Raw genomic sequence first — 26,365 nt, 5'->3', positions numbered from 1 at the left:
GGTCAGTATTTGTCAGTGATGTGAGACGTGGATCATGGGTTTTCGCTGTCTGCTGGTTATCGGCGGTTTGTGCTTGGCCTTGATGGCGAACGCTGCGCCCGCGCCTGCCTTACCGCAGGCGCCGCTCAATGCGCAGCAGCGTGAGTGGCTGGCCCAGCATCCGGAGCTGCGCGTGGGCCTGGTATTGCAGGCGCCGTACGCGCAATACGATCGGCGCCTGCAGCGCTTGTCCGGGGCCAATGTCGAGTTGATGCAGTGGCTGGCCAAGGCGCTGAACATCGAGCTGACCTGGCGCAACTTCCCCAGCCAGGAGCAATTGGACGCTGCGGTGCGCGACGGCGAGGTGGATATCGCCCCTGGCCTTCAGCAAACACCGGCCGGCTTGCGCCTCTGGTTATTCAGCGACCCTTACATGCGCGTGCCCCAGCATATCGTCGGCATCCGCGAAGGCGGCGGCGCGGTGGAGCTGGAAAAACTCGACGAGCGTTCTCGCGTTGCCGTACGCATGCCCAGCACGCTGGCCGATTACCTGCGCAGCAACTATCCCAACCTCAACCTGCAAGGCGTGCCCATGGAGCGCCAGGCCCTGCAATTGCTGGTGAGCCAGCAGGCGCGTTATGCCGTGGTGGATGAGGCGCAATTGAGCCGTTTGTCCGGTGAGGCCGAGTTTGCCGGGCTGACGGTGGTCGGCGATATCGGCCTGCCGCAATTGCTGCGCGTGGCCACCCGCCGCGAATGGCCGGAACTGGCCGGCATCATGCAAAGCGCGTTGCGCGCGATACCAGCCCGAGACCTCGACCAATTGCACAGCCGCTGGCTGCAACCTAAATACCCGCAGCTGACGCAATCGCCGGGCCTGTGGCAAAACCTCAGCCTGCTGTTGGCGATGTTTTTGCTCGCCAGCCTCGCAGTGGTGTTCTGGCAACGCCGTCACCAGCGCGTGCTCGAACACAACCTGCTGGCTGCCCGTGAAGAGAGTGCCGCACGCGCTGCCGGCGCCGAAGCCTTGCGGCTGACGCAGTTCTCCATCGATCAAAGCACCGTCGGCATCCTGTGGGTCAATTGGGACAGCCACGTGCGTTACGCCAACCGCGCCGCCGAAACCATGTTGGGCTATGGGCCGGGCGCGTTGATCGAGCGACCGCTGATCGATTTCGACCCGACCCTGAACATGGACCGCTGGCTCAATGTGTGGAAACGCGCGCGTGCCAGCGAAGAAGGCCCGCAAACCTTCGCGGCCAATTGCGTGCGCGCCGACGGCAGCATCCTGCCGGCCGACGTGTCGCTGAGTTTCCTGCGCTTTGCCGATGCCGAATACCTGGTGGTCTACCTGAATGACGTCACCGAGCGCCGCCGTTATGTGGCCGCCCTGCAGCAAAGCGAAACACAACTGCGCGAGCTGTCGGCCCACCTGGAAACCGTGCGCGAAGAAGAAAAGGCGCGCATCGCCCGTGAGGTGCACGACGAACTCGGGCAGATGCTCACGGTACTCAAGCTGGAAACCTCGATGTGCGAGCTGGCCTATGCCCAACTGGACCCAGGCCTGAACGAGCGCTTGAACAGCATGAAGCGCCTGATCGCCCAGCTGTTTCAGCTTGTGCGCGATGTGGCGACCGCGCTGCGCCCGCCGATTCTTGACGCCGGCATCGCCTCGGCCATCGAATGGCAAGCCCGGCGCTTCGAGGCCCGCACCCACATCCCCTGCCTGGTACAAGTCCCGGAAAACCTGCCGGCCCTGAGCGATGCAAAGGCCATCGGCCTGTTCCGCATCCTGCAGGAGGCGCTGACCAATGTGATGCGCCATGCCCAGGCGCATACTGTCGAGCTGACCTTGAGCGTGGAGGGCGCCGACCTGCGGCTGACCATCAGCGATGACGGCGTCGGGTTCGTCGAAACCCAGGGCCGCCCGGTGTCCTTTGGCGTCGTCGGCATGCGCGAGCGCGTATTGATGATGGGCGGGCAACTGAGCCTGCACAGCGAACCGGGGGAGGGCACCACCTTGAGCGTCACGGTGCCGTTGGATGCATAACCACAAGAGGAAGCCCCTGTGATTCGCGTATTGGTAGCCGAAGACCACACCATTGTCCGTGAAGGCATCAAGCAATTGATCGGCCTGGCCAAAGACCTGCTGGTGGTCGGCGAGGCCAGCAACGGCGAGCAATTGCTGGAGACCTTGCGCCATGTCGCGTGCGAGGTGGTGTTGCTGGATATCTCGATGCCCGGCGTGAATGGCCTGGAAGCGATCGCGCGCATCCGCGCGTTGCACAATCCGCCGGCGATTCTGGTGCTGTCGATGCACGATGAAGCACAGATGGCCGCCCGCGCCTTGAAGGTCGGCGCGGCTGGGTACGCCACCAAGGACAGCGACCCGGCGCTGCTGCTGACGGCGATTCGCAAGGTCGCGGCGGGCGGGCGTTACATCGACCCGGACCTGGCCGACCGCATGGTCTTTGAGGTCGGCCTTACCGACGCGCGGCCGCTGCATTCGCTGCTGTCGGAGCGTGAGTTCTCGGTGTTCGAGCGCCTGGCCCAGGGCGCCAACGTCAATGACATCGCCCAGCAACTAGCGCTGAGCAGCAAGACCATCAGCACGCACAAGGCGCGTTTGATGCAAAAGCTCAACATCACCTCGCTGGCCGAGCTGGTGAAATACGCCATGGAGCACAAACTTCTGTAAGCACCGGCAAACCGGCTCCAACGGGGGCGCGTGTCTGTTTACGACATGGGCTTTGCCGGCAGACGCTGATGATTGCCGCTGCACTGTTCTGTGCCCGCCATCCGTGTAGGGCAATCCCTACCCCGAACCTTCCATCCTGCTGATGCAAATCTCTCCTGGCCCCCGATTTCCGGGGCCTCGCGCCTGGACTACGCTTGTGCCACAGCCGTCCAAAACAAAAAGGTGTGGGTATGAGCGAGGTGGATTCAAATGATGTGCTGGTCAGCTTTCGTGGCGTGCAGAAGAGCTACGACGGCGAGAACCTGATCGTCAAAGACCTCAACCTGGAGATTCGCAAGGGCGAGTTCCTCACCCTGCTCGGGCCGTCCGGTTCGGGCAAGACCACCAGCCTGATGATGCTCGCCGGTTTCGAGACGCCCACCGCCGGGGAAATCCTGTTGGCCGGGCGCGCCATCAACCACGTGCCGCCGCACAAGCGCGACATCGGCATGGTGTTCCAGAACTACGCGTTGTTTCCGCACATGACCGTCGCCGAGAACCTGGCGTTCCCGCTGTCGGTGCGTGGCCTGAGCAAGACCGACGTCAGCGAGCGGGTCAAGCGCGTGCTGAGCATGGTCCAGCTCGATGCCTTCGCCCAGCGTTACCCGGCGCAACTCTCCGGCGGCCAGCAACAGCGCGTGGCCTTGGCGCGAGCGCTGGTGTTCGAACCCCAGCTGGTGCTGATGGACGAACCCCTCGGCGCCCTCGACAAGCAACTGCGCGAACACATGCAGATGGAGATCAAGCACCTGCACCAGCGCCTGGGCGTCACCGTGGTGTACGTGACCCACGACCAGGGCGAAGCGCTGACCATGTCCGACCGCGTGGCGGTGTTTCACCAGGGCGAGATCCAGCAGATTGCCGCGCCGCGCACCTTGTACGAAGAACCGAAAAACACCTTCGTCGCCAACTTCATTGGCGAGAACAATCGCCTCAATGGCCGCCTGCACAGCCATACGGGCGAGCGTTGCGTGGTGGAGCTGGCGCGCGGTGAAAAGGTCGAGGCGCTGGCGGTGAATGTCGGCCAGCTCGGCGGTCCGGTGACGTTATCGGTACGCCCGGAGCGCGTCAGCCTCAATGGCTGCAGCGAGTCCTGCGTGAACCGCTTCTCCGGGCGCGTGGCGGAATTTATCTACCTGGGCGACCACGTGCGCGTGCGCCTGGAAGTCTGCGGCAAGACCGACTTTTTTGTGAAACAACCGATTGCCGAGCTGGACCCAGCCCTGGCGGTCGGCGACGTGGTACCGATTGGCTGGCAAGTCGAGCACGTTCGCGCACTCGACCCACTTCTAGAGGCGAATTAATCGCCCCATGGCTTCACCAACCCTGCACGTGGAGAGAACAACAATGTTGAGATCCCTTAAATATTCCGCCCTGGTCATCGGCTTGATGGGCGCGACACAGGCCATGGCAGGCCCGGACCTGACAGTCGTGTCCTTTGGTGGCGCGAACAAGGCGGCCCAGGTCAAAGCCTTTTACGCACCGTGGGAAAGCGCGGGCAACGGCAAGATCGTCGCCGGTGAGTACAACGGCGAAATGGCCAAGGTCAAGGCCATGGTCGACACCAAGAGCGTGTCCTGGGACCTGGTGGAAGTGGAATCGCCGGAACTGTCCCGTGGCTGCGATGAAGACATGTTCGAGCCGCTTGACCCGAAACTGTTCGGCAACAGCGCCGACTACGTGAAGGGCGCGATCCAGCCGTGCGGTGTGGGCTTCTTTGTGTGGTCCACGGTGCTGGCCTACAACGCCGACAAACTGGCCACCGCCCCGACCAGTTGGGCGGATTTCTGGGACACCAAGAAATTCCCGGGCAAACGCGGCCTGCGCAAGGGCGCCAAGTACACCCTGGAATTCGCCTTGATGGCAGACGGCGTGGCGCCCAAAGACGTTTACAAAGTGCTGGCCGGTAAAGACGGCCAGGACCGCGCGTTCAAAAAGCTCGACGAGCTCAAGCCGTCGATCCAGTGGTGGGAAGCCGGCGCACAGCCGCCGCAGTACCTCGCCTCGGGTGACGTGGTGATGAGCTCGGCCTACAACGGCCGCATTGCTGCCGTGCAAAAAGAAAGCAACCTCAAAGTGGTGTGGAACGGCGGCATCTACGACTTCGATGCCTGGGCCATTCCCAAGGGCCTGGCCAAGGACCGCGCCGAAGCGGCGAAGAAGTTCATCGCCTTCTCGGTACAGCCGCAGCAGCAGAAGACCTACTCGGAAAACATCGCCTACGGCCCGGCCAACACCCAGGCCGTGCCGTTGCTGGCCAAGGATGTGCTGAAGGACATGCCGACCACGCCGGAAAACATCGCCAACCAGGTGCAGATCGACGTGAGCTTCTGGGCGGATAACGGCGAGCAGCTTGAGCAGCGCTTCAATTCGTGGGCGGCCAAGTAACGGCCTTCAGTCGAGCCTGTTCCCTGTGGCGAGCGGGCTTGTGCCGCGTTGGGCCGCGCAGCGGCCCCATTGAATTCACCGAGTTCGTTCAGCCAGAACGCGGCGGTTGGTTTGGGGCTGCTCTGCAGCCCAACGCGGGGCAAGCCCGCTTGCCACAGCGTAGGCCCAGGCCACATAGGTTTGTGGTCATTTTTCAGTATTCCGGAGTCAGCCATGGCCATCGCCGTTCCCTCCAACGAGGTCAACAGCCCCACCCTCAAGCAGCGCCTGGCGCGTGCCGAGCGGCTCAACCGCTGGAAGGCCCAGGCCTTGATTGCGCCGCTGGTGTTGTTTTTGCTGCTGGTGTTCCTGGTGCCGATTGTTGCGCTGCTCTACAAAAGCGTCGGCAACCCGGAAGTGGTGGGCGGTTTGCCGCGTACCGTGGTGGCGGTCAAGACCTGGGACGGTCGTGGCCTGCCAGGTGAGCCGGTCTACCAGGCGCTCAGCGAAGACCTGGGCGAAGCGCGCAAAAACCAGACCTTGGGCGATCTGTCCAAACGCTTGAACATGGAACTGGCCGGCTACCGTAGCCTGCTGACCAAAACCGCGCGGGCGCTGCCGTTTACCGAAGCGCCCGGCTCTTATAAAGAAGCGCTGGAAAGCCTCGACGAACGCTGGGGCGACCCGGCGTACTGGCAGGCGATCCGGCGCAACACCAGCAGCCTCACGCCGTACTACCTGCTGGCGGCGGTCGATCACCGCATCGACGACCTCGGCGAAGTGGCCCCGGCCACGCCTGATCAGGCGATCTATCTGGATATCTTTGCCCGCACGTTCTGGATGGGCCTGGTGATCACCTTCGTCTGCCTGCTGCTGGCGTATCCATTGGCCTACCTGCTGGCCAACCTGCCGGCCCGCAAAAGCAACCTGCTGATGATCCTGGTGCTGCTGCCGTTCTGGACCTCGATTCTGGTGCGGGTGGCGGCGTGGATCGTGTTGCTGCAGTCCGGCGGCCTGATCAACAGCGCACTGATGGGCATGGGCCTGATCGATCAGCCTCTGGAGTTGGTGTTCAACCGCACCGGGGTCTACATCTCGATGGTGCACATCCTGTTGCCGTTCATGATTCTGCCGATCTACAGCGTGATGAAAGGTATCTCGCCCACCTACATGCGCGCGGCGATTTCCCTGGGCTGCCACCCGTTCGCGAGCTTCTGGCGCGTGTACTTCCCGCAGACCTACGCCGGGGTGGGTGCCGGTTGCCTGCTGGTGTTCATCCTGGCGATTGGTTACTACATCACTCCGGCGCTGCTCGGCAGCCCGAACGACCAGATGGTCAGCTACTTCGTTGCGTTCTACACCAACACCAGCATCAACTGGGGCATGGCCACGGCCTTGGGCGGCTTGCTGCTGCTGGCGACTGTGGTGCTATACCTGATCTATAACCGGTTGGTGGGCGCCAGTCGCCTGCGCCTGAGCTGAGGAGACCTTGCGATGCTGAGCCCTTATATGTCACCGGTGGAGCGGGTGTGGTTCTACAGCTTGCGGATCTTGTGCGGCTTGATCCTGCTGTTCCTGATTTTGCCGGTGCTGGTGATTATCCCGCTGTCGTTCAACAGCGGCAGTTTCCTGGTGTACCCGCTGCAAGGCTTCTCGCTGCACTGGTATCAGGATTTCTTCGCCTCGGCCGAATGGATGCGCGCGCTGAAGAACAGCATCATCGTCGCCCCGGCCGCCACGGTGCTGGCCATGGTCTTCGGCACCCTGGCGGCGATTGGCCTGACGCGCGGCAACTTCCCCGGCAAGGCGCTGGTGATGGCCCTGGTGATTTCACCGATGGTGGTGCCGGTGGTGATTATCGGTGTGGCCAGTTACTTGTTCTTTGCGCCGTTGGGGCTGGGCAACAGCTTCTTCTCGTTGATCGTGGTGCACGCGGTGCTGGGCGTGCCATTTGTGATCATCACCGTGTCGGCGACGTTGCAGGGTTTCAACCATAACCTGGTGCGGGCGGCAGCCAGCCTGGGCGCTTCGCCGCTGACCGCGTTCCGCCGGGTGACCTTGCCGCTGATCGCGCCGGGGGTGATATCGGGGGCGCTGTTTGCCTTTTCCACCTCGTTTGATGAAGTGGTGGTGACGCTGTTTCTCGCCGGCCCCGAGCAAGCCACCCTGCCTCGGCAGATGTTCAGCGGCATCCGCGAAAACCTCAGCCCGACGATTGCGGCGGCGGCCACGCTGCTGATTGCCTTCTCGGTGCTGTTGTTGCTGACGCTTGAATGGCTGCGCGGCCGCAGCGAGAAACTGCGCACCGCCCAAGTGTAACGGTCGGAACCGGATCAACTGTGGGAGCTGGCTTGCCTGCGATAGCATCACCTCGGTTTGCCTGTCACACCGAGTCGCCCGCATCGCAGGCAAGCCAGCTCCCACATTGATCGTGCCATTCAGTGGGTGAATAGTTCACAACCGAAAATCCCCAGCTACTCTTGTGCCAGCCCATCATTAATAAGAGGCCGCGCACATGAGTACTTCCTCATTCAAGATCGCCCACAAACTGCTGACCGGCGCCGGCGCCATCGAACAGCTGGCCTTTGAACTCACGCGCCTGGATGTGGATAACCCGCTTATTGTCACCGACGCCGCGCTGGTCAAATCCGGCACCGTGGCGCTGGCGCTCGAACACTTGGGCGAGCGTACCTATGAAATTTTCGACCGCGTGCTGCCCGACCCGGAAATCGCCATCGTCGAAGACTGCATGCGCGTGTACCGCGAAGGTGGGCATGACGGCTTGATCGGCGTGGGCGGCGGCAGTGCCATCGACATTGCCAAGAGCGTCGCGGCCTATGCCGGTTACCACGGCGCGCTGGCGGATTTGTTCGGCGTCGACCAGGTGCCGCGCAAGGGCCCGCCGCTGATCGCCATCCCGACCACGGCCGGCACCGGCTCGGAGGTGACCAATGTGGCGATCCTCTCCGACAAGGCTGCACAGCTGAAAAAGGGCATCGTCAGCGATTACCTGCTGCCGGAGTCGCGCTGATCAGCCCGCAAATGACCCTCACGTGCCCGCGCAGTGTCACCGCCGCCAGTGGCGTGGATGCGTTGGTGCATGCCATCGAATCCTACCTGTCGCTGAATGCTTCGCCGATCACCGATGCCCTGGCGATTGGCGCGATCAAGCTGATCGCCAACGCGCTGCCCAAAGCCTACGCCAACCCGGCCAATCTGCAGGCCCGCGACGACATGGCCACCGCCAGCCTGATGGCCGGCATGGCGTTCGGCAATGCCGGAGTGGGCGCGGTGCACGCCTTGGCGTACCCGCTGGGCGGGCGTTTCAATATCGCCCATGGCGTGAGCAACGCGCTGTTGCTGCCCTACGTGATGCACTGGAACAAGCTGGCGTGTGTGGAGCGCATGCAGGACATTGCCCAGGCCATGGGCGTGAATGTCAGCGGCTTGAGTGTCAACGACGCCGCCGACCAGGCCGTCGAGGCGATGACGCGACTGTGCGCCGCAGTGGAGATCCCGGCAGGCCTGCGCAGCTTCGGGGTGCCCGAGGACGCAATCCCGGCCATGGCCACGGAAGCGGCGGGTATTGAACGCCTGATGCGCAACAACCCGCGCAAGCTCAGCGCGGCGGATATCGAGAAAATCTACCGGGCTGCGTATTAACCGTTGAGTTAGGTCACGGTGCGCGCAGCAAAGCATGAGGTATACAATGCGCGCCATCGTGATTTAGCTCAAAAAAGGTGCGTCATGCAGCCCTTCGTTATCGCTCCATCGATTCTCTCCGCCGATTTCGCCCGCCTGGGTGAAGAAGTGGACAAGGTGTTGGCCGCCGGCGCCGACTTCGTGCACTTCGATGTCATGGACAATCACTACGTGCCCAACCTGACCATCGGCCCGATGGTCTGCGCGGCGCTGCGCAAGTACGGCATCACCGCGCCCATCGATGCGCACCTGATGGTCAGCCCGGTGGACCGTATTGTCGGTGACTTCATCGAGGCCGGCGCGACCTACATCACCTTCCACCCGGAAGCCACGCTGCACGTCGACCGCACCCTGCAACTGATCCGCGAAGGCGGCTGCAAGGCGGGCCTGGTGTTCAACCCGGCCACGCCGTTGAGCGTGCTCGAGTACGTGATGGACAAGGTCGACATGGTCCTGCTGATGAGCGTCAACCCAGGCTTTGGCGGGCAGAAATTCATCCCCGGCACCCTGAACAAACTGCGTGAAGCCCGCGCGCTGATCGATGCGTCGGGCCGTGACATCCGCCTGGAAATCGACGGTGGGGTCAACGTCAACAATATCCGCGAAATCGCCGCCGCCGGCGCCGACACCTTTGTGGCCGGCTCGGCGATCTTCAATGCCCCGGACTACCAGGCCGTCATCGACCAGATGCGTGCCGAGCTGGCGCTGGCGCGTCCATGAGCGGCTTTGAGCAGCTGTTCCCCGGCAAACTGCCACGGCTGGTGATGTTCGATCTGGACGGTACGTTGATCGATTCGGTGCCTGACCTGGCAGCGGCGGTGGACCAGATGCTGCTCAAGCTGGGGCGCAAGCCTGCAGGGATCGAGTCGGTACGCATGTGGGTCGGCAACGGCGCGCAGATGCTGGTGCGCCGGGCCTTGGCCAACAACATCGATGCCGAAGGTGTCGATGAAGTGGAGGCCGAACACGCCCTGGAATTGTTCAACGCGGCCTATGAAAACGGCCACGAGCTGACCGTGGTTTACCCCGGCGTACGCGACACGCTCAAGTGGCTGCACAAGCAGGGCGTGGAAATGGCCCTGATCACCAACAAGCCGGAGCGTTTTGTCGCGCCGCTGCTGGATCACATGAAGATTGGCCGTTACTTCCGTTGGATCATCGGTGGCGATACGTTGCCGCAGAAGAAACCCGACCCGGCGGCGCTGTTCTTCGTGATGAAAATGGCCAATATCCCGGCCTCCCAGTCGTTGTTTGTCGGTGACTCGCGCAGTGATGTGCTGGCCGCCAAAGCCGCAGGCGTGCAGTGTGTGGCGCTCAGTTATGGCTATAACCATGGCCGACCGATTGCCGAAGAAGCGCCGGCGCTGGTGATTGATGACCTGCGGCTGCTAATCCCCGGTTGCTTGGGAGCGGGCGCTGAGATAACGTTGCCCGACATCGAACCAACCCCTTCTGGAAACGCCATCGTGGTGGTCACTCGCAAACTCTGGATGAAAGTCATCAAGGCCCTGGCCCGCTGGCGTTGGCGCGCCTGACTGATCCTGGCCGCGCTGCGGCACGTTTGCACACCTGACCGTTTGACCCTCAAGCCACGAGGCACCTCATGATCCGCGAAGAATTCCTGCGTTTGGCCGCTGCCGGCTATAACCGTATCCCGTTGGCCTGCGAAACCCTGGCCGACTTCGATACGCCGCTGTCGATCTACTTGAAACTGGCCGACGAGCCCAACTCCTACCTGCTGGAATCGGTACAGGGCGGGGAGAAGTGGGGCCGTTACTCGATCATCGGCCTGCCGTGCCGCACGGTGCTGCGGGTGCACGACCATCATGTGAGCATCACGCTTGATGGCGTCGAGATCGAAAGCCACGACGTTGAAGACCCGCTGGCCTTCGTCGAAGCCTTCAAGGCGCGCTACAACGTGCCGACCATCGTTGGATTGCCGCGCTTCAACGGCGGCCTGGTGGGCTATTTCGGCTACGACTGCGTGCGCTACGTGGAAAAACGCCTGGGCAAATGCCCGAACCCGGACCCGCTGGGCGTGCCGGACATTCTGCTGATGGTCTCCGACGCGGTGGTGGTGTTCGACAACCTCGCCGGCAAAATGCACGCGATTGTGCTGGCGGACCCTTCCCAGGCCGACGCCTTCGAGCAAGGCCAGGCCAGCCTTGAAGCGCTGCTGGAAAAACTGCGCCAGCCAATCACCCCGCGCCGTGGCCTGGACCTCAGCCGTCCACCGGCTGCCGACCCGGTGTTCCGCTCCAGCTTTACTCAGGATGACTACGAGCGCGCGGTGGATACCATCAAGGAATACATCCTCGCCGGTGACTGCATGCAGGTGGTGCCGTCGCAACGCATGTCCATCGACTTCAAGGCCGCACCGATTGACCTGTACCGCGCGCTGCGCTGCTTCAACCCGACGCCGTACATGTACTTCTTCAATTTCGGCGACTTCCACGTGGTGGGCAGTTCGCCGGAAGTGCTGGTGCGCGTCGAAGACAACCTGATCACCGTGCGCCCGATTGCCGGCACACGCCCACGTGGCGCGACCGAAGAGGCCGACCTGGCGCTGGAAGAAGACCTGCTGAGCGACGACAAGGAAATCGCCGAGCACTTGATGCTCATCGACCTGGGCCGCAATGACACCGGCCGCGTTTCGGAAATCGGCTCGGTGAAGCTCACCGAGAAGATGGTCATCGAGCGCTATTCCAACGTGATGCACATTGTCTCCAACGTGACCGGCGAGCTGAAGGAAGGCTTAACCGCCATGGACGCGCTGCGCGCGATTCTGCCGGCGGGCACCTTGTCGGGCGCGCCGAAGATTCGCGCGATGGAAATCATCGACGAACTGGAGCCAGTCAAGCGTGGTGTGTACGGTGGCGCCGTGGGGTATTTTGCCTGGAACGGCAACATGGACACCGCGATTGCGATCCGTACGGCGGTGATCAAGGACGGTGAGCTGCACGTGCAGGCCGGTGGCGGAATTGTGGCTGACTCGGTGCCGGCGCTGGAATGGGAAGAAACCCTGAACAAGCGCCGCGCGATGTTCCGTGCGGTGGCGTTGGCCGAGCAAACCCCGCAAAACTAAAGCCAGATAGAGATCCAACTGTGGGAGCTGGCTTGCCTGCGATAGCATCACCTGGGTGTACCTGATACACCGAGGTGTCTGCATCGCAGGCAAGCCAGCTCCCACAGTTGTTTTGTGATGTGCTCTAGACCGTTTTAGAAATCCAGGCTCACCCCGACACTCACCCCTTGCTGGGTCAAGTTGTCATCCTTCCTCACGTTATACGCCGCCCGTAACGCCAGCTCTTGAGTCAGTTTGTGGCTGACGCCGAGGCTTAAGCGATCCGAATTGCTGCGCGGCGTGTAGCCGTCCAGCTTGAAATCGATCCCTGGCACGCTGTTGAGCGACATCTTCACCTTCTGGGTATCGTTTTCGAATTCATGCTCGTGGGCTACTTCGCCAAACACCTGGGTTTGCGGCGTGACACGGAAGCTGCCCTGCAAGCCGACGCCCAGGCGCTTGGAGTCGCGTTGTTGATCGTCAAAGGTCAGTGCGGTGGAGCGGCTGTCCTTTTCCGAATAGCCATCGACCTCGACCCGCGCATAGTCGGCGCTGACGAACGGCGACAGGTGCCAGTCGCTGCCGGCGCCGGCAATGTCGTAACCCACTCGGCCGCTGAGGGCCCAGAGCCAGCCGTCGGTGTCGCCTTTTTCCGAGCCTTCGCTGACGCCCAGGGCGAACTTGCGCTTGAGGCTGTCGAAGTCCAGTTTGCCGCCGGTCAACGCGGCATCGGCCCACCAATGGTTTTGCTGGTATTGGGCGAAGGCGGTGCCCATGTAGCTGTTGAGCTTGTAGTCCGAATCGCTGGCGCCGGCTTCAAGCGTCTGCCGATACAGGCCGGCTGCCACGCCTACGCGCCAGTTTTCGTCGAGCCGGTAGCTGCCCCCGACATTCAGGTTGTAGCCACTGCCGTCGCCGCTGGCCGAGCTGTTTTGATCATCGAAGTTCAGGCGCTGGCCGCCACCGGCCACGATGGCGCGCCATTGGCCCACGGCTTGCCAGTTGCCGTTGTCCGCCTGCCATTGGTTGCGCAGTTCGTCCTGGTGGGCGCGCAACGTGCCTTGGGCCATCTCCGGCAGCAAGGTCAGTTCCCACGGCGCCGCAAGCAGTGAATAGGCGTAGTCGGCGATCAAGCGTTGCCCGGCGATGGTGGGGTGGACCGAGTCGTTGTAGATCAGCTTGGTCGGGTCCGGGTTGGTGCCGCCAATGCCGTAGGTCGGGTTGGCGGTGCAACTGTTGCCACTGAAGCAGGTGCCGGTGAGGTTTTGTCCGGTGGCCAGGCCAAAGCGGGCCGGGCTGGCGAAGGCTTCATTGAGCAGCAGCGGAATATTCAGCGGGATGATCTGCGCATCGATCTGAGACAGGCGCTGCACCAGTGACTGGTTGAAGAGAGTGCTCAGGGCCGAACTCGACGCCTGCAGCGGCGTGCCGTTGATGGCCGGAGTCAGGCCCAGGTCGGGCAGCATCCACACCATGATGTAGCGCGCGCCGGCTTGTTGCAGGGCTTGGGCGCTGTCGGCCAGGCGCCCGCCGGCGGCAACGGCCTGGCCTGGGCTGAGGACGCGGCCTTGCAGGAAGTCATTGCCGCCACCGGACAGGAAATACAGCGCGTTGGGGTCGGCCCGCCCGCCGTTTGCCGGGAGATAACCCTGGCGACTGCGAAGCACCGTACCGCCACCCGGGTTGCCAGGCGGAATCGCCGCGTTGGAGACCGAGGTAATGGAATCCAGGATGTTGTCGGTACGGTAGCCGCCGACTGCCCAGTTGTTGCCGTCGGGCAAGCCTTGCGCCGCGCGAACCGGCGAGGTGGAGGCATTCAAGTCGTTTGGCGCGACGCCCAGCCGGGAGCCGAGCAAGGTCGACGAAACCAGGCCGTAATCGCCCTGGAAGGTCGGCCCGGTGCGGTTGGTAAAGCGTAACGTGGCGCCATTCGAGCCATCGGGGAACTGACCGGCATCGGCCAGGCTGTCGCCGAAAACGACCATGGTTGAATACGGTGAGGAGGCTGCGAACGCCTGCGCGCAGGCCAGTGACAAGAGGCAGCCGGCAAGCGGTGCGAAAAACGGAGGTCTGAACATGCAAAATTCCATTTAGTTGTTTTTGTATCGGAAGCGAAACACTAGCAATGTAGTGAGGGTTTTCCGTGAAGAAAACAGTTTTTTCCTATAAAGATTTCGTCGTGATTACCCCGTATTCGCGGCTCCATATTGCACCGCTGGCGAGGCTACGTTACTGTGCCTGAACGTATGAACGAGACCCTCCCCGTGTTGATTATCAGCAAACTCTTGATGCGAGTAGTCAAGGCACACGCCCGTTGGCGTTGGCGCGCCTGACATTTTTCTCTGCCGGCTCGGCCGGACCTGTACCGATTTGCCTTCTTCACCCGTTGTTTGACGCCCCTTGCCGGCTCACCCTGGCAACCGGAACGTGCGTCTGGCAGCGGGTCACTCCTGGAAGGCGGTCATTCGAAATCAGTGAATTCAAGAGGTTTGAACCCACATGTTGCTGATGATTGATAACTACGACTCCTTTACCTACAACGTTGTGCAGTACCTGGGCGAGCTCGGTGCCGAGGTCAAGGTGGTGCGCAATGATGAACTGACGGTCGCCGAAATCGCCGCGCTGAACCCGGAGCGCATCGTGGTTTCGCCAGGCCCCTGCACGCCGACCGAAGCCGGTGTGTCCCTGGAAGCAATCAAATATTTCGCCGGCAAGTTGCCGATCCTGGGCGTGTGCCTGGGCCACCAGTCCATTGGCCAGGCCTTTGGCGGTGATGTGGTTCGCGCGCGCCAGGTAATGCACGGCAAAACCAGCCCGGTGTTCCATAAAGACCTGGGCGTATTCCACGGCCTGAACCTGCCGGTGACGGTCACCCGTTACCACTCGCTGGTGGTCAAGCGTGAGACCCTGCCTGAGTGCCTGGAGCTGACCGCCTGGACCCAGCTGGAAGACGGTTCGGTCGATGAGATCATGGGCCTGCGCCACAAGACACTGAATATCGAAGGGGTGCAATTTCACCCCGAGTCGATCCTGACCGAGCAGGGCTACGAGCTGTTCGCTAACTTTCTCAAGCAGAGCGGCGGCACGCGCTAAGGACTTTTCATGGATATCAAGACTGCCCTGAGCCGTATCGTCGGCCATCTGGACCTGAGCACCGCTGAAATGAGCGATGTGATGCGCGAGATCATGACCGGTCAATGCACCGACGCGCAGATCGGCGCGTTCATGATGGCGATGCGCATGAAGAGCGAAAGCATCGACGAAATCGTCGGCGCCGTGTCGGTGATGCGTGAGCTGGCCGACAAGGTCGAACTCAAGACCCTCGACGGCGTGGTCGACGTGGTCGGCACCGGCGGTGACGGTGCAAATATCTTCAACGTATCGACGGCTTCCTCCTTTGTGGTCGCGGCGGCCGGTTGCACCGTGGCCAAGCACGGTAACCGCGCGGTCTCTGGCAAGAGCGGCAGCGCCGACTTGCTGGAAGCGGCCGGGATCTACCTGAACCTGACGCCGGTACAAGTGGCGCGCTGCATCGACAGCGTCGGCATTGGCTTCATGTTTGCCCAATCCCACCACGGTGCGATGAAACACGCCGCCGGCCCGCGCAAGGACCTTGGCCTGCGCACCCTGTTCAACATGCTCGGCCCGCTTACGAATCCGGCCGGTGTGAAACATCAGGTGGTGGGTGTGTTCAGTCAGGCGCTGTGCCGCCCGTTGGCCGAGGTGTTGCAACGCCTGGGCAGCAAGCACGTGCTGGTGGTGCATTCCAAAGACGGTTTGGACGAGTTCAGCCTGGCCGCCCCGACCTTTGTAGCGGAACTGAAGAACGACCAAGTCACCGAGTACTGGGTCGAGCCCGAAGACCTCGGCATGAAAAGCCAGAGCCTGCATGGCCTGGCGGTGGAAAGCCCGGCCGCCTCGCTTGAACTGATTCGGGATGCCCTGGGGCGTCGCAAAACGGAAAACGGCCAGAAAGCAGCCGAAATGATCGTGCTCAATGCCGGCGCGGCACTGTATGCCGCCGATCACGCCTACAGTCTCAAAGAGGGCGTGGCCCTCGCACATGATGCATTGCACACCGGGCTCGCTCGCGAGAAGCTCGAAGAACTGGGTGCCTTTACTGCGGTGTTCAAGATGGAGAATGAAGGATGAGTGTGCCGACCGTTCTGGAAAAAATCCTGGCCCGCAAGGCGGAAGAAGTCGCCGAGCGTCGCGCCCGCGTCAGCCTGGCCGAGTTGGAAGCTCAAGCGAAGATCGCCGATGCGCCGCGTGGTTTTGCCAACGCCCTGATAAAGCAGGCCAAGGACAAGCAGCCCGCGGTCATTGCCGAGATCAAAAAAGCCTCACCCAGCAAGGGCGTGATCCGCGAGCTCTTTAATCCTGAAGACATTGCCAAGAGCTACGAGAAGGGCGGCGCAACCTGCCTGTCGGTACTGACCGATATCGACTTCTTCCAAGGTTGCGACCTGTTCCTGCAACAGGCCCGCGCGGCGTGCAAGTTGCCGGTGATCCGCAAGGATTTCATGGTTGACCCGTACCAGATCGTCGAGGCCCGTGCCTTGGGCGCCGACTGCGTGCTGCTGATCGTCTCTGCACTGGATGACGTGAAGATGGCTGAGTTGGCGGCCGTGGCCAAAAGCGTTGGCCTGGATGTGCTGGTAGAAGTCCACGACGGCAATGAGCTGGAACGTGCACTGAAAACCCTCGATACGCCGTTGGTGGGGGTCAATAACCGTAACTTGCACACGTTCGAGGTCAGCCTGGAAAACACGCTGGACCTGCTGCCGCGTATCCCGCGTGACCGTCTGGTGATCACCGAGAGTGGCATCCTCAACCGCGCCGATGTGGAGCTGATGGAAATCAGCGGGGTGTACTCGTTCCTGGTGGGCGAGACCTTTATGCGCGCCGAGAACCCGGGGGCGGAGCTGCAGCGTTTGTTCTTCCCGGAGCGCGGTGTGGCGGTTAGCGGTTCCACATTAGACTGATTTGGAATGCGGTCAAAAATGTGGGAGCGGGCTTGTGTGGGAGCTGGCTTGCCTGCGATAGCATCACCAGGGTGTAACTGATACGCCGCGGTGCCTGTCTCGCAGGCAAGCCAGCTCCCACATTAGTTTTGTGTCTATTCAGAGAAGTAGGTGTTTGATGATTCAACCCCTATCGATGACCGTAGAAGCAGGCCTCGCTGCCGAACAAGACCTGTTGGCGGCCGTTTGCGCTGGCGAGCGAGCGTTCGGGCTGCTGTTCTGGCAGCCCAGCGACCAGGCACTGGTCATGCCGCGCCGCTTGAGCCGCTTGCCCGCGTTTGAAGCCGCGAGCCACGTATCAGCCGATGCCGGTTGGCCGGTGCTGCTGCGCGAAACCGGCGGTGAGCCGGTGCCGCAGTCTGGCGCTACCGTCAATATCGCCCTGGTTTACGCGCCGCCGCGCAGCGAAGGCGATCAAGGGCGCATCGAAACCGGTTACCAGCGTTTGTGCCAGCCGATCTGCGACTTATTGATTGAGTTGGGCGGTGACGCGTCCGTCGGTGAAGTCGACGGAGCGTTTTGCGACGGTCGTTACAACGTCAATCTCAAAGGTCGCAAAATGGTGGGCACCGCCCAGCGCTGGCGACAGAGCGGCGGCCGCCCGGTGGGGTTGGTGCACGGCGCCCTGTTGCTGGATGACGATCGCGAAGAATTGATTGCAGCGGTCAACCGTTTCAATGAAGCCTGCGGCCTCGACCAGCGCGTACGTGCCGACAGCCATATCGCACTGCATGAAGCCTTTCCCGCGCCGGATGCGATCAGCCGGCTGGATACCTTGTACCGTCAAATGCTGGCCGGCTTCCTGCCGGGTTAACGCGTACCGAACACCACCATGGTCTTGCCTTTGACGTGCACCAGGTTGCGCTCTTCCAGGTCCTTGAGTACGCGACCGACCATTTCCCGTGAGCAGCCGACAATGCGCCCGATTTCCTGGCGCGTGACTTTGATCTGCATGCCGTCCGGATGGGTCATGGCATCCGGTTGCTTGCACAGCTCCAGCAGGCAGCGGGCCACGCGGCCGGTGACGTCAAAGAACGCCAGGTCACCGACTTTGCGCGTGGTGTCGCGCAGGCGCTGGGCAATCTGGCCGCTCAGGGCGTAAAGGATGTCGGGATCATGCTGGGCCAATTCGCGGAATTTCGCGTAACTGATTTCGGCAACGTCGCATTCAATTTTGGCGCGCACCCAGGCGCTGCGTTCCTGCTCTTTGCCGGCTTGTTCGAACAGCCCCAACTCCCCGAAGAAATCGCCGGTATTGAGGTAGGCGATGATCATCTCGCGACCGTCTTCATCCTCGATCAGGATGGTGACCGAGCCTTTGATGATGAAGAACAGTGTTTCGGAACGTTCGCCCGCGCAGATGATGTTGTGCTTGGCCGGATAACGCCGGCGCTGGCAATGCATCAGCAGCTTGTCGAGATTCTTGATCTTGGGTGTGGGAGTAAGAGCAACCATGGTTGTATCCCGGAAAGACTGCACGGTGTGGTTGGATTTATTTTTTTATCCAGCGATGTCGGCATTGATACACGCTGTACAAAGGATGGCAATGCGCCATTGAATTGGCGCCAGCTTACCAGACACATTCTGCCTCGATTAAGGAATTTACCGAGCAAACGCTGTCATTGATCGCTTTGCAGGCAGGACGCTGCGGTTCCAGGGCCCTGTGCTAAGCTGGCGACCCTTTTTTAGCAGTGGAGTCTGGGCGATGAAGGCACGCATCCAATGGGCGGGCGAAGCCATGTTCCTCGGTGAGTCGGGCAGTGGCCATGTGGTGGTCATGGATGGCCCGCCGGAAGCCGGCGGCCGTAACCTGGGCGTACGTCCGATGGAAATGCTCCTGCTGGGTGTCGGCGGTTGCAGCAATTTCGACGTGGTCAGCATCCTGAAGAAATCCCGCCAGGCCGTGGAAAGCTGCGAAGCCTTCCTGGAAGCCGAGCGCGCCACTGAAGACCCGAAGGTGTTCACCAAGATCCACATGCATTTCGTGGTGAAGGGCCGGGCGCTGAAAGAAGCGCAGGTCAAGCGTGCCATCGAGCTGTCGGCCGAGAAGTATTGCTCGGCGTCGATCATGCTGGGCGCGGCCGGTGTGGCAATCACTCATGATTATGAAATCATCGAGTTGGGTTGATCGCCAAACGGCAAAAGAAAAGGGCGCCTGTGTGGCGCCCTTTTTTGTGACTCAGATTCAATGCACTTAGATGCGATAGGTGCTCTTGGTCATGACTTTGGCCAACAGGCTCATGCCAAACCGCACCGGTGCCGGGAAGCGGAACCCCCCCGCATCCAGTGCGCTTTCTGCGTGGTGTTCTTCATCGATGCGCATCTGCTCGAGGATGGCCCGGGACTTTTCATCCTCGGCCGGCAGCTGTTCCAGGTGTTCATCCAAATGCTTGCACACCTGATGTTCCGTCGCAGCGACAAAGCCCAGGCTGACCTTGTCACTGATCAGGCCGGCAGCGGCGCCGATACCAAACGACAAACCGTAAAACAGTGGGTTCAGCACGCTCGTATGGCTGCCCAACTGACGAATGCGCTGCTCACACCAGGCCAGGTGGTCGATTTCTTCCTCGGCGGCATGTTCCATCGCCGCACGCACCTGCGGCAGCTTGGCGGTCAGCGCCTGGCCCTGGTACAGCGCCTGGGCACAGACTTCGCCGGTATGGTTGATGCGCATCAGGCCGACGACGTGGCGGGTGTCGGTCTTGCTCATCTGCGAATCCGGCTGCACGATTGCGGGCGATGGGCGGTACGGTTGGCCGCTGAACGGCAACAGCGTGCGCATGGCCATGTCGGCTTGCAGCAACAGACGATCAATCGGCGAGTAGTGACGTTGGGTAGTCATGCTGACCTCCGGGAAGAATCTCGGCGGCCAGTTTACCGCAAGAGAGGGCGAAGCGTTTGCGCTGAGTCAAGGGCATGAAGTCGCAGCCCTGGGCCGCGACCTCTGCAGGAAGGCTGATCAGCCCGGTGGCCAGTTCATCTGGCGCTGCCCCAGCACGTGCATATGAATGTGATAAACGGTCTGCCCGCCTTCTTCATTGCAGTTCATCACCACGCGAAAGCCTTTCTCGCAGCCCTGTTCCACAGCCAGACGCTGAGCGGTAAACAGAATATGGCCAGCCAGGGCTTTATCGTCTTCGGTGAGGTCATTGAGGGTGCGGATCGGCTTTTTTGGAATGACCAGAAAATGCACGGGCGCCATCGGGGCAATGTCGTGGAAAGCGAGGACCTGGTCATCTTCATAGATGATCTTCGCCGGTATTTCCCTGTTGATGATCTTGGTGAACAGAGTATCCACAGCTGTTTCTCCATTGTGAAAGTGCAGGGGAGTGTACCCAGGCCGTCAACGTGGGCAATAGGCCTTGTTGATGGCGCCGGCAATCTTGCGCGTCAGCCAGCGGGGGCTCAGGCGTGGGCTGAACGCCAGCCAACGGTTACGCCGCCCGGGAATGATGATGGCTTTGTTTCTTTCCAAGGCCCGCACGGTATAGAGCGCGACTTCTTCCGGGCTCATCAGTTGTTGGCTGCGGTCGAGTTTGGCGGTGTCCATTTGCGCGGTACCAAAAAAGGCTGTGCGCGTAGGGCCGGGGCACAGCACCGAGACCTTGATGCCACAGGTCTTCAATTCTTCGCGCAGCCCTTCGGAGAAGTGCAGCACATACGCCTTGCTGGCGTAATAGCTGCTCATCCAGGGGCCCGGCTGAAACGCGGCGACCGAAGCAACGTTAAGAATCTGCCCGCCGCCATGCAGCGCCATGGCATTGCCCAGGGCATGGCACATACGGGTCAGGGCCAGGATGTTGACTTCGATCAGGTCTTGTTCGGTCATCCAGTCCTGGGCCAGGAATGGTCCGCTGGTGCCGATGCCGGCGCAGTTGACCAGCAGATCGATCTGCCGCTCGCCCTCTTCAAGCTCCAGCAGGAACCCGGACAGGCGCAGCGGTTCGCCCAGATCGCAGGCGCGAAACAACACCTCGACGCCGAAGCGTTGAGTCAATTCGATTGCAATGCTTTCCAACTGATCACGCTGGCGGGCCACCAGAATCAAGCTGCGGCCGCGACGGGCCAATGCTTCGGCCAAGGCCAGGCCAATGCCGCTGGAGGCACCGGTGATCAGAGCGTAACGGGTCATGCCTTTCTCCATCGCAACGCCGCCGGGCCTGTGACAGAGGCATCACAGGCGCCGGGCGTTTCTCACTGTTCTGGAGAGTCTACAGGTTCGGCTGCGTCGTCAGCACTTTGCGCGCCGTCTTCTTCATTAACGATGACGCTTTGATCGGTGTCGTCATCGGCATTGATGGAGCTGCTTTCGTAGCTATTGCTCATGTTGGCTTCGAGCTGATTCAGGTAGCCGTTCATGCCCAGTGTGACCAGGATGGCGAGCATCACCGGAATGAACGCCAGCCACAAGGTCGCCAGCAACTTCACCGCAGTGGAGTTGCGTGGTGGCGGAGGGCCGTATTGGTTGGCACCTGGATTACCGGGCAGCACCAGCAGCAACAGCGGGAAAATGCTGTTCACAAATGGCACCAGGTTCAGGAAATACAGCCAGCCAGACCAGCCCAGATCGTGCAGGCGTTGCACGCCGATTTGCACGCTGACCCAGACCAGCGCAACAAACAACGCGAAACCCAGCAGCGCGCCGAGAATAGCGCCGGCTGTTGGCGAAGCGGTGGCCACGGCGAAACTGGCGGTGCTGATGATGCCCGCGGCGACCAGCATGGCGAGGGTCAATACCAGCGTCCAGGCCAGGTAGCGCAGGCGACCGATACGCCCGTGAATGGTGAAAACCTTGAGCGTTGCGAATGCCTCGGTGTTGTACCCCACGGCTGCACGGGGTGGCGCGTAAGGCGAGGCGGCGGCGCGCGAAAAATCAGCGGCGCTGGTCTGCGTTTCGTGGGTTTCGGCAAGGCTGAACGCCACGGGTTGTTCATCTTCGATGCGGGCATCAACACCGGCGTTTTTCAGCGCAGTCAGGTAGGTCTCGGCATCGGCGCGCGACAGGTCACGCTTGAGCGCAACCGGGCGTCCGGTAAAGAGCTTTTCGATCGACTCGACATCGCTCTTGAACAACTCGGCCAGGTTGAGTTTGGCCGTGGTGCTTTCGACACCCGGGAGCAAGGCTCCGTCAAACACGATCTTGAAACGGTTGTCGCTCATGCGGGCATCCTTGTCACTGGTAAAGGAGGGGAGTTGCCGGCCCGCTTCAATCGGCAGGCCTGGCGAGTGTATCAGCGTGGCCAGCGCAGTTGTGTCGCCTGTTCGCGGGCCTTGCGGTATTCGGCATCCAGGCGGGCAATCAGTTCATCGACGCCGGGCAGATCATCAATCTCACCGACGCCCTGGCCCGCAGACCACACTGTTTTCCATGCCTTGGCCTCGTCGCTCAACGGCTTGAGCTTGGAGCCGAAGTTGACTTCGCCTTTGCCCTGTAAGGCTGCGAGGTCGAAACCGGCGTTTTCCAGGCTCTGGCGCATAAAGCTGGCGGGCACGCCGGACACAGCGGGAGTGTGCACGATGTCGGCAGCACGCGATGTGAGCAGCATCTCTTTATACGCATCCGGGGCATGGCTTTCAGTGGTGCCGATAAAGCGTGTACCGAAGTAAGCGAGGTCTGCGCCTAACAGCTGGGCGGCGAGGATCTCGTGGCCATGGTTGAGGCAGCCGGCCAACAGCAGGGTTTTGTCGAAGAACTGTCGAATCTCGGCGATCAGCGCGAACGGACTCCAGGTGCCGGCATGGCCGCCGGCGCCTGCAGCCACCGCGATCAGGCCGTCGACACCGGCCTCTGCGGCTTTCTCGGCGTGGCGCCGGGTGGTGACGTCGTGAAACACCAGACCACCGTAGCTGTGCACGGCATCGACCAGTTCTTTCACCGCACCCAGGCTGGTGATGACGATCGGCACTTTGTGCGCCACACAGATCGCCAGATCGGCCTCAAGGCGAGGGTTGCTGTTGTGCACGATCAGGTTGACGGCATACGGCGCGGGGTTATCCAGCTGCGCCAGGCCTGCTTCGATTTCTTCCAGCCAGGCCTTGAAGCCGCTGCTTTCACGTTGGTTCAGTGCCGGGAAACTCCCGACCACGCCATTGCGACAGCAGGCCAGTACCAGTTGCGGGTTGGAAATCAGGAACATCGGCGCAGCCACCACGGGCAGGCGCAGACGTTGTTCAAGCAAAGCGGGCAGCGACATTGGAGGTACCCCGAGTGATTGAAGTTAGAACGGTTTGACCACGACCAAAATTACGATAGCCAGCAATATCAGAACCGGTACTTCATTGAACCAGCGATAAAAGACATGGCTGCGGGTGTTTTCGCCACGGGCAAAGCGTTTTACCTGTGCGCCGCACATATGGTGGTAACCGATGAGCAGCACCACCAGAGTCAGTTTGGCGTGGATCCAGGCACCGGATTGAAAGATCGCAGGGTTGAGGTAGATCAGCCAGCCGCCGAATATCAGCGTGGCGATCATCGCCGGGCCCATGATGCCGCGGTAGAGCTTGCGCTCCATGACGCTGAAGCGTTCCTTGCTGACGGTGTCTTCACTTTGGGCGTGATAGACGAACAGGCGGGGCAGGTAGAACAGCCCGGCAAACCAGCAGACGATGGCGACGATGTGGAAGGCTTTGATCCATAGATAGAGCATTTCTAGTTATTCCCAGGTTCACGGTAACTGAAGATAGTAGTGGCTCATGCGCCCGTACGTCACGTTGACGGTTGTCGCAGGACGATGTGGCCCCTATTATCGACGGCTTTCCAGTGGGTTCGTTGAGGGCAGGTTTATGGTCAAGGTCGGTATCGTCGGCGGCACGGGTTACACCGGTGTCGAATTGCTGCGTCTGTTGGCTCAGCATCCGCAAGCTGAGGTGGTGGTTATCACTTCCCGATCCGAGGCGGGGCTGGCCGTGGCCGATATGTACCCCAACCTGCGAGGCCACTACGACGGCCTGGCGTTCAGCGTGCCGGACATCAAGACCCTTGGCGCCTGTGACGTGGTGTTTTTCGCGACGCCTCACGGGGTGGCGCATGCACTGGCCGGTGAACTGCTGGCGGCGGGTACCAAGGTCATTGACCTGTCGGCCGATTTCCGTCTGCAGGATGCTGACGAATGGGCCAAGTGGTACGGCCAGCCGCACGGCGCGCCTCAATTGCTGGAAGAGGCGGTATACGGCCTGCCTGAAGTCAATCGCGAGCAGATCAAGCAAGCACGCCTGATCGCGGTGCCGGGTTGCTATCCGACTGCCACGCAGTTGGGTTTCCTGCCATTGCTCGAAGCCGGGCTGGCGGACACTTCGCGCCTGATCGCAGACTGCAAGTCGGGTGTGAGCGGCGCAGGTCGCGGGGCAGCTGTAGGTTCGCTGTACTCCGAAACGTCGGAAAGCATGAAGGCCTATGCGGTAAAAGGGCACCGCCACTTGCCGGAAATTCGTCAAGGGCTGCGGCGTGCTGCTGGCAAGGATGTCGGTCTGACGTTCGTGCCGCACCTGACGCCGATGATTCGTGGCATTCACTCCACGCTGTACGCAACCGTGGTCGATCGTTCGGTAGATCTGCAGGCGCTGTTTGAAAAGCGTTATGCCAACGAACCGTTCGTCGATGTAATGCCAGCTGGCAGCCATCCGGAAACCCGCAGCGTGCGCGGTGCCAACGTCTGCCGTATCGCCGTGCACCGTCCGCAGGATGGTGACCTGGTGGTGGTGTTGTCGGTCATCGACAATCTGGTCAAGGGCGCCTCGGGCCAGGCGGTGCAGAACCTGAACATCCTGTTTGGCCTGGATGAGAAGCTGGGCCTGTCCCACGCGGGCATGCTGCCGTAAGGCTTGACTGCTGGTGTGCAAAAGGCCCGTTGATCGGGCCTTTTGTGTTTTTTATGGCGGCAACGCAGATTGATATACCGTAACAATAGTTGACCGCTTTTCTAGGAGAAGCGGATAATGCCCGCCATTACGCATATGGCGGCGGTACGCCGGGAGATTATCAGCATGAGCGTTGAGTCCTTCACCCCCACGGCTTTGCAATTCACCCACGGTGCTGCGCACAAGGTGAAGAGCCTGGTCGATGAAGAGGGTAATGATCGCTTGAAGCTGCGCGTATTTGTTACGGGCGGCGGTTGTTCAGGGTTTCAGTACGGTTTTACCTTCGATGAAGATGTGGCCGATGATGACACTATCGTCGAGCGCGAAGGCGTCAGCCTGGTCGTGGACCCGATGAGCTTCCAATACCTGGCAGGTGCCGAGGTGGATTATCAGGAAGGTCTGGAAGGTTCGCGTTTCGTGATCAAGAACCCGAATGCCACCACGACGTGTGGGTGCGGGTCTTCGTTCTCGATCTGATCCACGGCAGATAAAAAACGCCGCTTGGCTTTGAAAGCCAAGCGGCGTTTTGCTGTCTGGGAGTTAGGCCGGGTAAATCGCGCCCAGTACCCGCAGCCCACGTGCGCCGGTGACGCTGGGGCGGTTGGCGGCAATGCCTTCAAGGCAGCAATGGGCCAGCCAGGCGAAGGCCATGGCTTCGACCCAGTCGGGATCGACGCCATAAGTGGCGGTGCTGCTGACTTGGGTGGACGGCAGCAGCGCCGCCAGACGGTTCATCAGTGTGGCGTTATGCGCGCCGCCACCACAGACCAGTAGCGTTTCAGTCTCGGACTGTGCAGTTTGCAAGGATTCAACGATGGTCAGCGCCGTCAGTTCAAGCAGGGTTGCCTGTACGTCCTGAGGCTTAAACGCGGGCAGTGTGCCAAGGTGGTGCTGCAGCCAGCTCAGGTTGAAGACTTCGCGTCCGGTACTTTTCGGGCCTTGGGTGAGGAAGAAGGGGTCGCTGAGTAGGCGGCTGAGCAACTGAGGCTCAACCTTGCCACTGGCGGCCCACTGGCCGTCACGGTCAAAGTGCTCGCCGCGCTGTTGGTGAATCCAGGCATCCAGCAAGACGTTTCCGGGGCCGCAGTCGAAGCCGGCTACCGGTTTGCCGGTCTCGATCAGGCTGAGGTTGCTGAACCCGCCAACGTTTAATACGGCACGGTTGCCGGTACGCTCACCGAACAACGCCTCATGAAAGGCCGGCACGAGCGGCGCGCCCTGGCCGCCGGCGGCGACGTCGCGGCTGCGGAAGTCGCTGACCACGGTGATGGCTGTCAGCTCGGTGAGCAGCGCAGGGTTACCGATCTGCACGGTAAAGCCGCGGGCCGGCTCGTGGCGGATCGTCTGCCCGTGGCTGCCAATGGCGCGAATGTCTTCGGGCTTGAGGTTCTGCTGTTGCAGCAAGGCATGGATGCCTTGGGCGGCGAGCGTTACCCAGTGTTGCTGGGCAATCGCTGAACGGGCGATCTCGTCCGGGCCGCTGGCGCACAGGCTTAGCAGCTCGGCGCGCAGGGTCTCGGGCATCGGGATGTAGTGCGTGGCGATCAAGTTGATCGCCGGGTCTTGTTCGATCAGGGCGATATCCAGGCCATCAAGGCTGGTCCCGGACATCACACCTATATAGCGCGGCATACC

General features: G+C 61.4%; 25 protein-coding genes and 1 pseudogene. 17 read left to right on the top strand and 9 right to left on the bottom strand.

The window, feature by feature from the left end; translation table 11 throughout:
* The first annotated feature begins 34 nt into the window (after positions 1 to 34).
* From ABWL43_RS26435 to trpE, 10 genes and pseudogenes are all read left to right on the top strand, one after another.
* Complete coding sequence (locus tag ABWL43_RS26435) at positions 35 to 2,029, top strand: ATP-binding protein (RefSeq protein WP_404485411.1); 1,995 nt, start codon at positions 35 to 37, stop codon at positions 2,027 to 2,029.
* An 18-nt stretch (positions 2,030 to 2,047) separates the two neighbouring features.
* Positions 2,048 to 2,677 (top strand): response regulator transcription factor, encoded by a 630-nt coding sequence (locus ABWL43_RS26430; protein ID WP_106575511.1) that lies wholly within the window; start codon positions 2,048 to 2,050, stop codon positions 2,675 to 2,677.
* A gap of 230 nt (positions 2,678 to 2,907) precedes the next feature.
* Positions 2,908 to 4,020, top strand: coding sequence for an ABC transporter ATP-binding protein (locus ABWL43_RS26425; RefSeq protein WP_404485409.1), 1,113 nt, complete (start codon positions 2,908 to 2,910; stop codon positions 4,018 to 4,020).
* Positions 4,021 to 4,063: 43 nt separating this feature from the next.
* Positions 4,064 to 5,104, top strand: a complete 1,041-nt coding sequence (locus tag ABWL43_RS26420; RefSeq protein ID WP_106575509.1) for an ABC transporter substrate-binding protein — start codon at positions 4,064 to 4,066, stop codon at positions 5,102 to 5,104.
* A gap of 213 nt (positions 5,105 to 5,317) precedes the next feature.
* Complete coding sequence (locus tag ABWL43_RS26415; RefSeq protein ID WP_242201933.1) at positions 5,318 to 6,565, top strand: ABC transporter permease; 1,248 nt, start codon at positions 5,318 to 5,320, stop codon at positions 6,563 to 6,565.
* Positions 6,566 to 6,577: 12 nt separating this feature from the next.
* Positions 6,578 to 7,402, top strand: coding sequence for an ABC transporter permease (locus tag ABWL43_RS26410; protein ID WP_028618151.1), 825 nt, complete (start codon positions 6,578 to 6,580; stop codon positions 7,400 to 7,402).
* A 196-nt stretch (positions 7,403 to 7,598) separates the two neighbouring features.
* Positions 7,599 to 8,746, top strand: a pseudogene (locus ABWL43_RS26405) (iron-containing alcohol dehydrogenase).
* 84 nt (positions 8,747 to 8,830) lie between these two features.
* Positions 8,831 to 9,505, top strand: coding sequence for a ribulose-phosphate 3-epimerase (gene rpe, locus ABWL43_RS26400; RefSeq protein WP_032895049.1), 675 nt, complete (start codon positions 8,831 to 8,833; stop codon positions 9,503 to 9,505).
* Positions 9,502 to 10,320: a phosphoglycolate phosphatase gene (locus ABWL43_RS26395; protein WP_145157430.1), complete on the top strand. Its 819-nt coding sequence runs from the start codon at positions 9,502 to 9,504 to the stop codon at positions 10,318 to 10,320. Before rpe ends, ABWL43_RS26395 begins: the two co-directional genes overlap by 4 nt.
* 68 nt (positions 10,321 to 10,388) lie before the next feature.
* Positions 10,389 to 11,870 (top strand): anthranilate synthase component I, encoded by a 1,482-nt coding sequence (gene trpE, locus ABWL43_RS26390; protein WP_404485402.1) that lies wholly within the window; start codon positions 10,389 to 10,391, stop codon positions 11,868 to 11,870.
* A gap of 134 nt (positions 11,871 to 12,004) precedes the next feature.
* Here the strand turns inward: trpE and estP are convergent, their stop codons facing one another.
* Positions 12,005 to 13,927: an esterase EstP gene (gene estP, locus ABWL43_RS26385; protein WP_404485399.1), complete on the bottom strand. Its 1,923-nt coding sequence runs from the start codon at positions 13,925 to 13,927 to the stop codon at positions 12,005 to 12,007.
* Positions 13,928 to 14,348: 421 nt separating this feature from the next.
* Between estP and ABWL43_RS26380 the strand changes: the two genes are divergently transcribed.
* The 4 genes from ABWL43_RS26380 to ABWL43_RS26365 all read left to right on the top strand — a co-directional run bounded on the left by ABWL43_RS26380 (position 14,349) and on the right by ABWL43_RS26365 (position 17,687).
* Positions 14,349 to 14,942 (top strand): aminodeoxychorismate/anthranilate synthase component II, encoded by a 594-nt coding sequence (locus ABWL43_RS26380; protein ID WP_094951420.1) that lies wholly within the window; start codon positions 14,349 to 14,351, stop codon positions 14,940 to 14,942.
* A 9-nt stretch (positions 14,943 to 14,951) separates the two neighbouring features.
* Positions 14,952 to 16,001: an anthranilate phosphoribosyltransferase gene (gene trpD, locus ABWL43_RS26375; RefSeq protein ID WP_010206948.1), complete on the top strand. Its 1,050-nt coding sequence runs from the start codon at positions 14,952 to 14,954 to the stop codon at positions 15,999 to 16,001.
* Positions 15,998 to 16,834: an indole-3-glycerol phosphate synthase TrpC gene (trpC, locus tag ABWL43_RS26370; RefSeq protein ID WP_145157423.1), complete on the top strand. Its 837-nt coding sequence runs from the start codon at positions 15,998 to 16,000 to the stop codon at positions 16,832 to 16,834. Before trpD ends, trpC begins: the two co-directional genes overlap by 4 nt.
* A gap of 157 nt (positions 16,835 to 16,991) precedes the next feature.
* On the top strand, positions 16,992 to 17,687 hold the full coding sequence (locus tag ABWL43_RS26365) for a biotin/lipoate A/B protein ligase family protein (RefSeq protein ID WP_404485395.1): 696 nt from the start codon (positions 16,992 to 16,994) through the stop codon (positions 17,685 to 17,687).
* Here ABWL43_RS26365 and crp read toward each other — a convergent pair.
* Entirely contained in the window at positions 17,684 to 18,328 is a 645-nt protein-coding gene (gene crp, locus ABWL43_RS26360) for a cAMP-activated global transcriptional regulator CRP (RefSeq protein WP_106575498.1), read from the bottom strand. The genes ABWL43_RS26365 and crp overlap by 4 nt on opposite strands.
* A 250-nt stretch (positions 18,329 to 18,578) precedes the next feature.
* On the opposite strand from crp, the gene ABWL43_RS26355 reads away from it, so the two are divergent.
* Positions 18,579 to 19,001 carry an OsmC family protein gene (locus ABWL43_RS26355; protein ID WP_005792019.1) on the top strand — a complete coding sequence of 141 codons (423 nt, stop codon included), beginning with the start codon at positions 18,579 to 18,581 and terminating at the stop codon, positions 18,999 to 19,001.
* 66 nt (positions 19,002 to 19,067) lie between these two features.
* Here ABWL43_RS26355 and coq7 read toward each other — a convergent pair whose 3' ends face one another.
* The 6 genes from coq7 to hemJ form a co-directional block, all read right to left on the bottom strand.
* Entirely contained in the window at positions 19,068 to 19,715 is a 648-nt protein-coding gene (gene coq7 / locus ABWL43_RS26350) for a 2-polyprenyl-3-methyl-6-methoxy-1,4-benzoquinone monooxygenase (RefSeq protein WP_262209304.1), read from the bottom strand.
* A gap of 117 nt (positions 19,716 to 19,832) precedes the next feature.
* Complete coding sequence (locus ABWL43_RS26345; protein ID WP_106575496.1) at positions 19,833 to 20,171, bottom strand: histidine triad nucleotide-binding protein; 339 nt, start codon at positions 20,169 to 20,171, stop codon at positions 19,833 to 19,835.
* 45 nt (positions 20,172 to 20,216) lie between these two features.
* Complete coding sequence (locus ABWL43_RS26340; protein WP_145157415.1) at positions 20,217 to 21,005, bottom strand: SDR family oxidoreductase; 789 nt, start codon at positions 21,003 to 21,005, stop codon at positions 20,217 to 20,219.
* A gap of 62 nt (positions 21,006 to 21,067) precedes the next feature.
* On the bottom strand, positions 21,068 to 22,033 hold the full coding sequence (locus ABWL43_RS26335; RefSeq protein WP_404485390.1) for a DUF805 domain-containing protein: 966 nt from the start codon (positions 22,031 to 22,033) through the stop codon (positions 21,068 to 21,070).
* Positions 22,034 to 22,104: 71 nt separating this feature from the next.
* Positions 22,105 to 23,067: a nitronate monooxygenase family protein gene (locus ABWL43_RS26330; RefSeq protein WP_169367715.1), complete on the bottom strand. Its 963-nt coding sequence runs from the start codon at positions 23,065 to 23,067 to the stop codon at positions 22,105 to 22,107.
* 24 nt (positions 23,068 to 23,091) lie between these two features.
* Positions 23,092 to 23,520, bottom strand: coding sequence for a protoporphyrinogen oxidase HemJ (gene hemJ / locus ABWL43_RS26325; protein WP_119737710.1), 429 nt, complete (start codon positions 23,518 to 23,520; stop codon positions 23,092 to 23,094).
* Positions 23,521 to 23,656: 136 nt separating this feature from the next.
* On the opposite strand from hemJ, the gene argC reads away from it, so the two are divergent.
* Positions 23,657 to 24,691 carry an N-acetyl-gamma-glutamyl-phosphate reductase gene (argC, locus tag ABWL43_RS26320; protein WP_145157408.1) on the top strand — a complete coding sequence of 345 codons (1,035 nt, stop codon included), beginning with the start codon at positions 23,657 to 23,659 and terminating at the stop codon, positions 24,689 to 24,691.
* A gap of 165 nt (positions 24,692 to 24,856) precedes the next feature.
* Complete coding sequence (gene erpA / locus ABWL43_RS26315; protein WP_003176443.1) at positions 24,857 to 25,207, top strand: iron-sulfur cluster insertion protein ErpA; 351 nt, start codon at positions 24,857 to 24,859, stop codon at positions 25,205 to 25,207.
* A 63-nt stretch (positions 25,208 to 25,270) separates the two neighbouring features.
* Here the strand turns inward: erpA and ABWL43_RS26310 are convergent, their stop codons facing one another.
* On the bottom strand, positions 25,271 to 26,362 hold the full coding sequence (locus ABWL43_RS26310; protein ID WP_404485386.1) for an anhydro-N-acetylmuramic acid kinase: 1,092 nt from the start codon (positions 26,360 to 26,362) through the stop codon (positions 25,271 to 25,273).
* Positions 26,363 to 26,365: the final 3 nt, after the last annotated feature.

Source organism: Pseudomonas sp. HT11 (assembly GCF_044875395.1).
Lineage (GTDB): Bacteria > Pseudomonadota > Gammaproteobacteria > Pseudomonadales > Pseudomonadaceae > Aquipseudomonas.
This window is presented reverse-complemented; position numbering and strand designations above follow the sequence as displayed.

Excerpts from the sequence above, each read along its gene's own strand:
- ABWL43_RS26340 (WP_145157415.1), bottom strand. The coding sequence starts at position 21,005 with ATGACCCGTTACGCTCTGATCACCGGTGCCTCCAGCGGCATTGGCCTG.
- coq7 (WP_262209304.1), bottom strand. The coding sequence starts at position 19,715 with ATGACTACCCAACGTCACTACTCGCCGATTGATCGTCTGTTGCTGCAA.
- trpE (WP_404485402.1), top strand. The coding sequence starts at position 10,389 with ATGATCCGCGAAGAATTCCTGCGTTTGGCCGCTGCCGGCTATAACCGT.
- ABWL43_RS26420 (WP_106575509.1), top strand. The coding sequence starts at position 4,064 with ATGTTGAGATCCCTTAAATATTCCGCCCTGGTCATCGGCTTGATGGGC.
- estP (WP_404485399.1), bottom strand. The coding sequence starts at position 13,927 with ATGTTCAGACCTCCGTTTTTCGCACCGCTTGCCGGCTGCCTCTTGTCA.
- ABWL43_RS26380 (WP_094951420.1), top strand. The coding sequence starts at position 14,349 with ATGTTGCTGATGATTGATAACTACGACTCCTTTACCTACAACGTTGTG.
- ABWL43_RS26355 (WP_005792019.1), top strand. The coding sequence starts at position 18,579 with ATGAAGGCACGCATCCAATGGGCGGGCGAAGCCATGTTCCTCGGTGAG.
- ABWL43_RS26415 (WP_242201933.1), top strand. The coding sequence starts at position 5,318 with ATGGCCATCGCCGTTCCCTCCAACGAGGTCAACAGCCCCACCCTCAAG.
- ABWL43_RS26435 (WP_404485411.1), top strand. The coding sequence starts at position 35 with ATGGGTTTTCGCTGTCTGCTGGTTATCGGCGGTTTGTGCTTGGCCTTG.
- trpC (WP_145157423.1), top strand. The coding sequence starts at position 15,998 with ATGAGTGTGCCGACCGTTCTGGAAAAAATCCTGGCCCGCAAGGCGGAA.
- ABWL43_RS26410 (WP_028618151.1), top strand. The coding sequence starts at position 6,578 with ATGCTGAGCCCTTATATGTCACCGGTGGAGCGGGTGTGGTTCTACAGC.
- trpD (WP_010206948.1), top strand. The coding sequence starts at position 14,952 with ATGGATATCAAGACTGCCCTGAGCCGTATCGTCGGCCATCTGGACCTG.
- crp (WP_106575498.1), bottom strand. The coding sequence starts at position 18,328 with ATGGTTGCTCTTACTCCCACACCCAAGATCAAGAATCTCGACAAGCTG.
- ABWL43_RS26395 (WP_145157430.1), top strand. The coding sequence starts at position 9,502 with ATGAGCGGCTTTGAGCAGCTGTTCCCCGGCAAACTGCCACGGCTGGTG.
- ABWL43_RS26365 (WP_404485395.1), top strand. The coding sequence starts at position 16,992 with ATGATTCAACCCCTATCGATGACCGTAGAAGCAGGCCTCGCTGCCGAA.
- ABWL43_RS26335 (WP_404485390.1), bottom strand. The coding sequence starts at position 22,033 with ATGAGCGACAACCGTTTCAAGATCGTGTTTGACGGAGCCTTGCTCCCG.
- erpA (WP_003176443.1), top strand. The coding sequence starts at position 24,857 with ATGAGCGTTGAGTCCTTCACCCCCACGGCTTTGCAATTCACCCACGGT.
- ABWL43_RS26310 (WP_404485386.1), bottom strand. The coding sequence starts at position 26,362 with ATGCCGCGCTATATAGGTGTGATGTCCGGGACCAGCCTTGATGGCCTG.
- ABWL43_RS26330 (WP_169367715.1), bottom strand. The coding sequence starts at position 23,067 with ATGTCGCTGCCCGCTTTGCTTGAACAACGTCTGCGCCTGCCCGTGGTG.
- rpe (WP_032895049.1), top strand. The coding sequence starts at position 8,831 with ATGCAGCCCTTCGTTATCGCTCCATCGATTCTCTCCGCCGATTTCGCC.
- ABWL43_RS26425 (WP_404485409.1), top strand. The coding sequence starts at position 2,908 with ATGAGCGAGGTGGATTCAAATGATGTGCTGGTCAGCTTTCGTGGCGTG.
- hemJ (WP_119737710.1), bottom strand. The coding sequence starts at position 23,520 with ATGCTCTATCTATGGATCAAAGCCTTCCACATCGTCGCCATCGTCTGC.
- argC (WP_145157408.1), top strand. The coding sequence starts at position 23,657 with ATGGTCAAGGTCGGTATCGTCGGCGGCACGGGTTACACCGGTGTCGAA.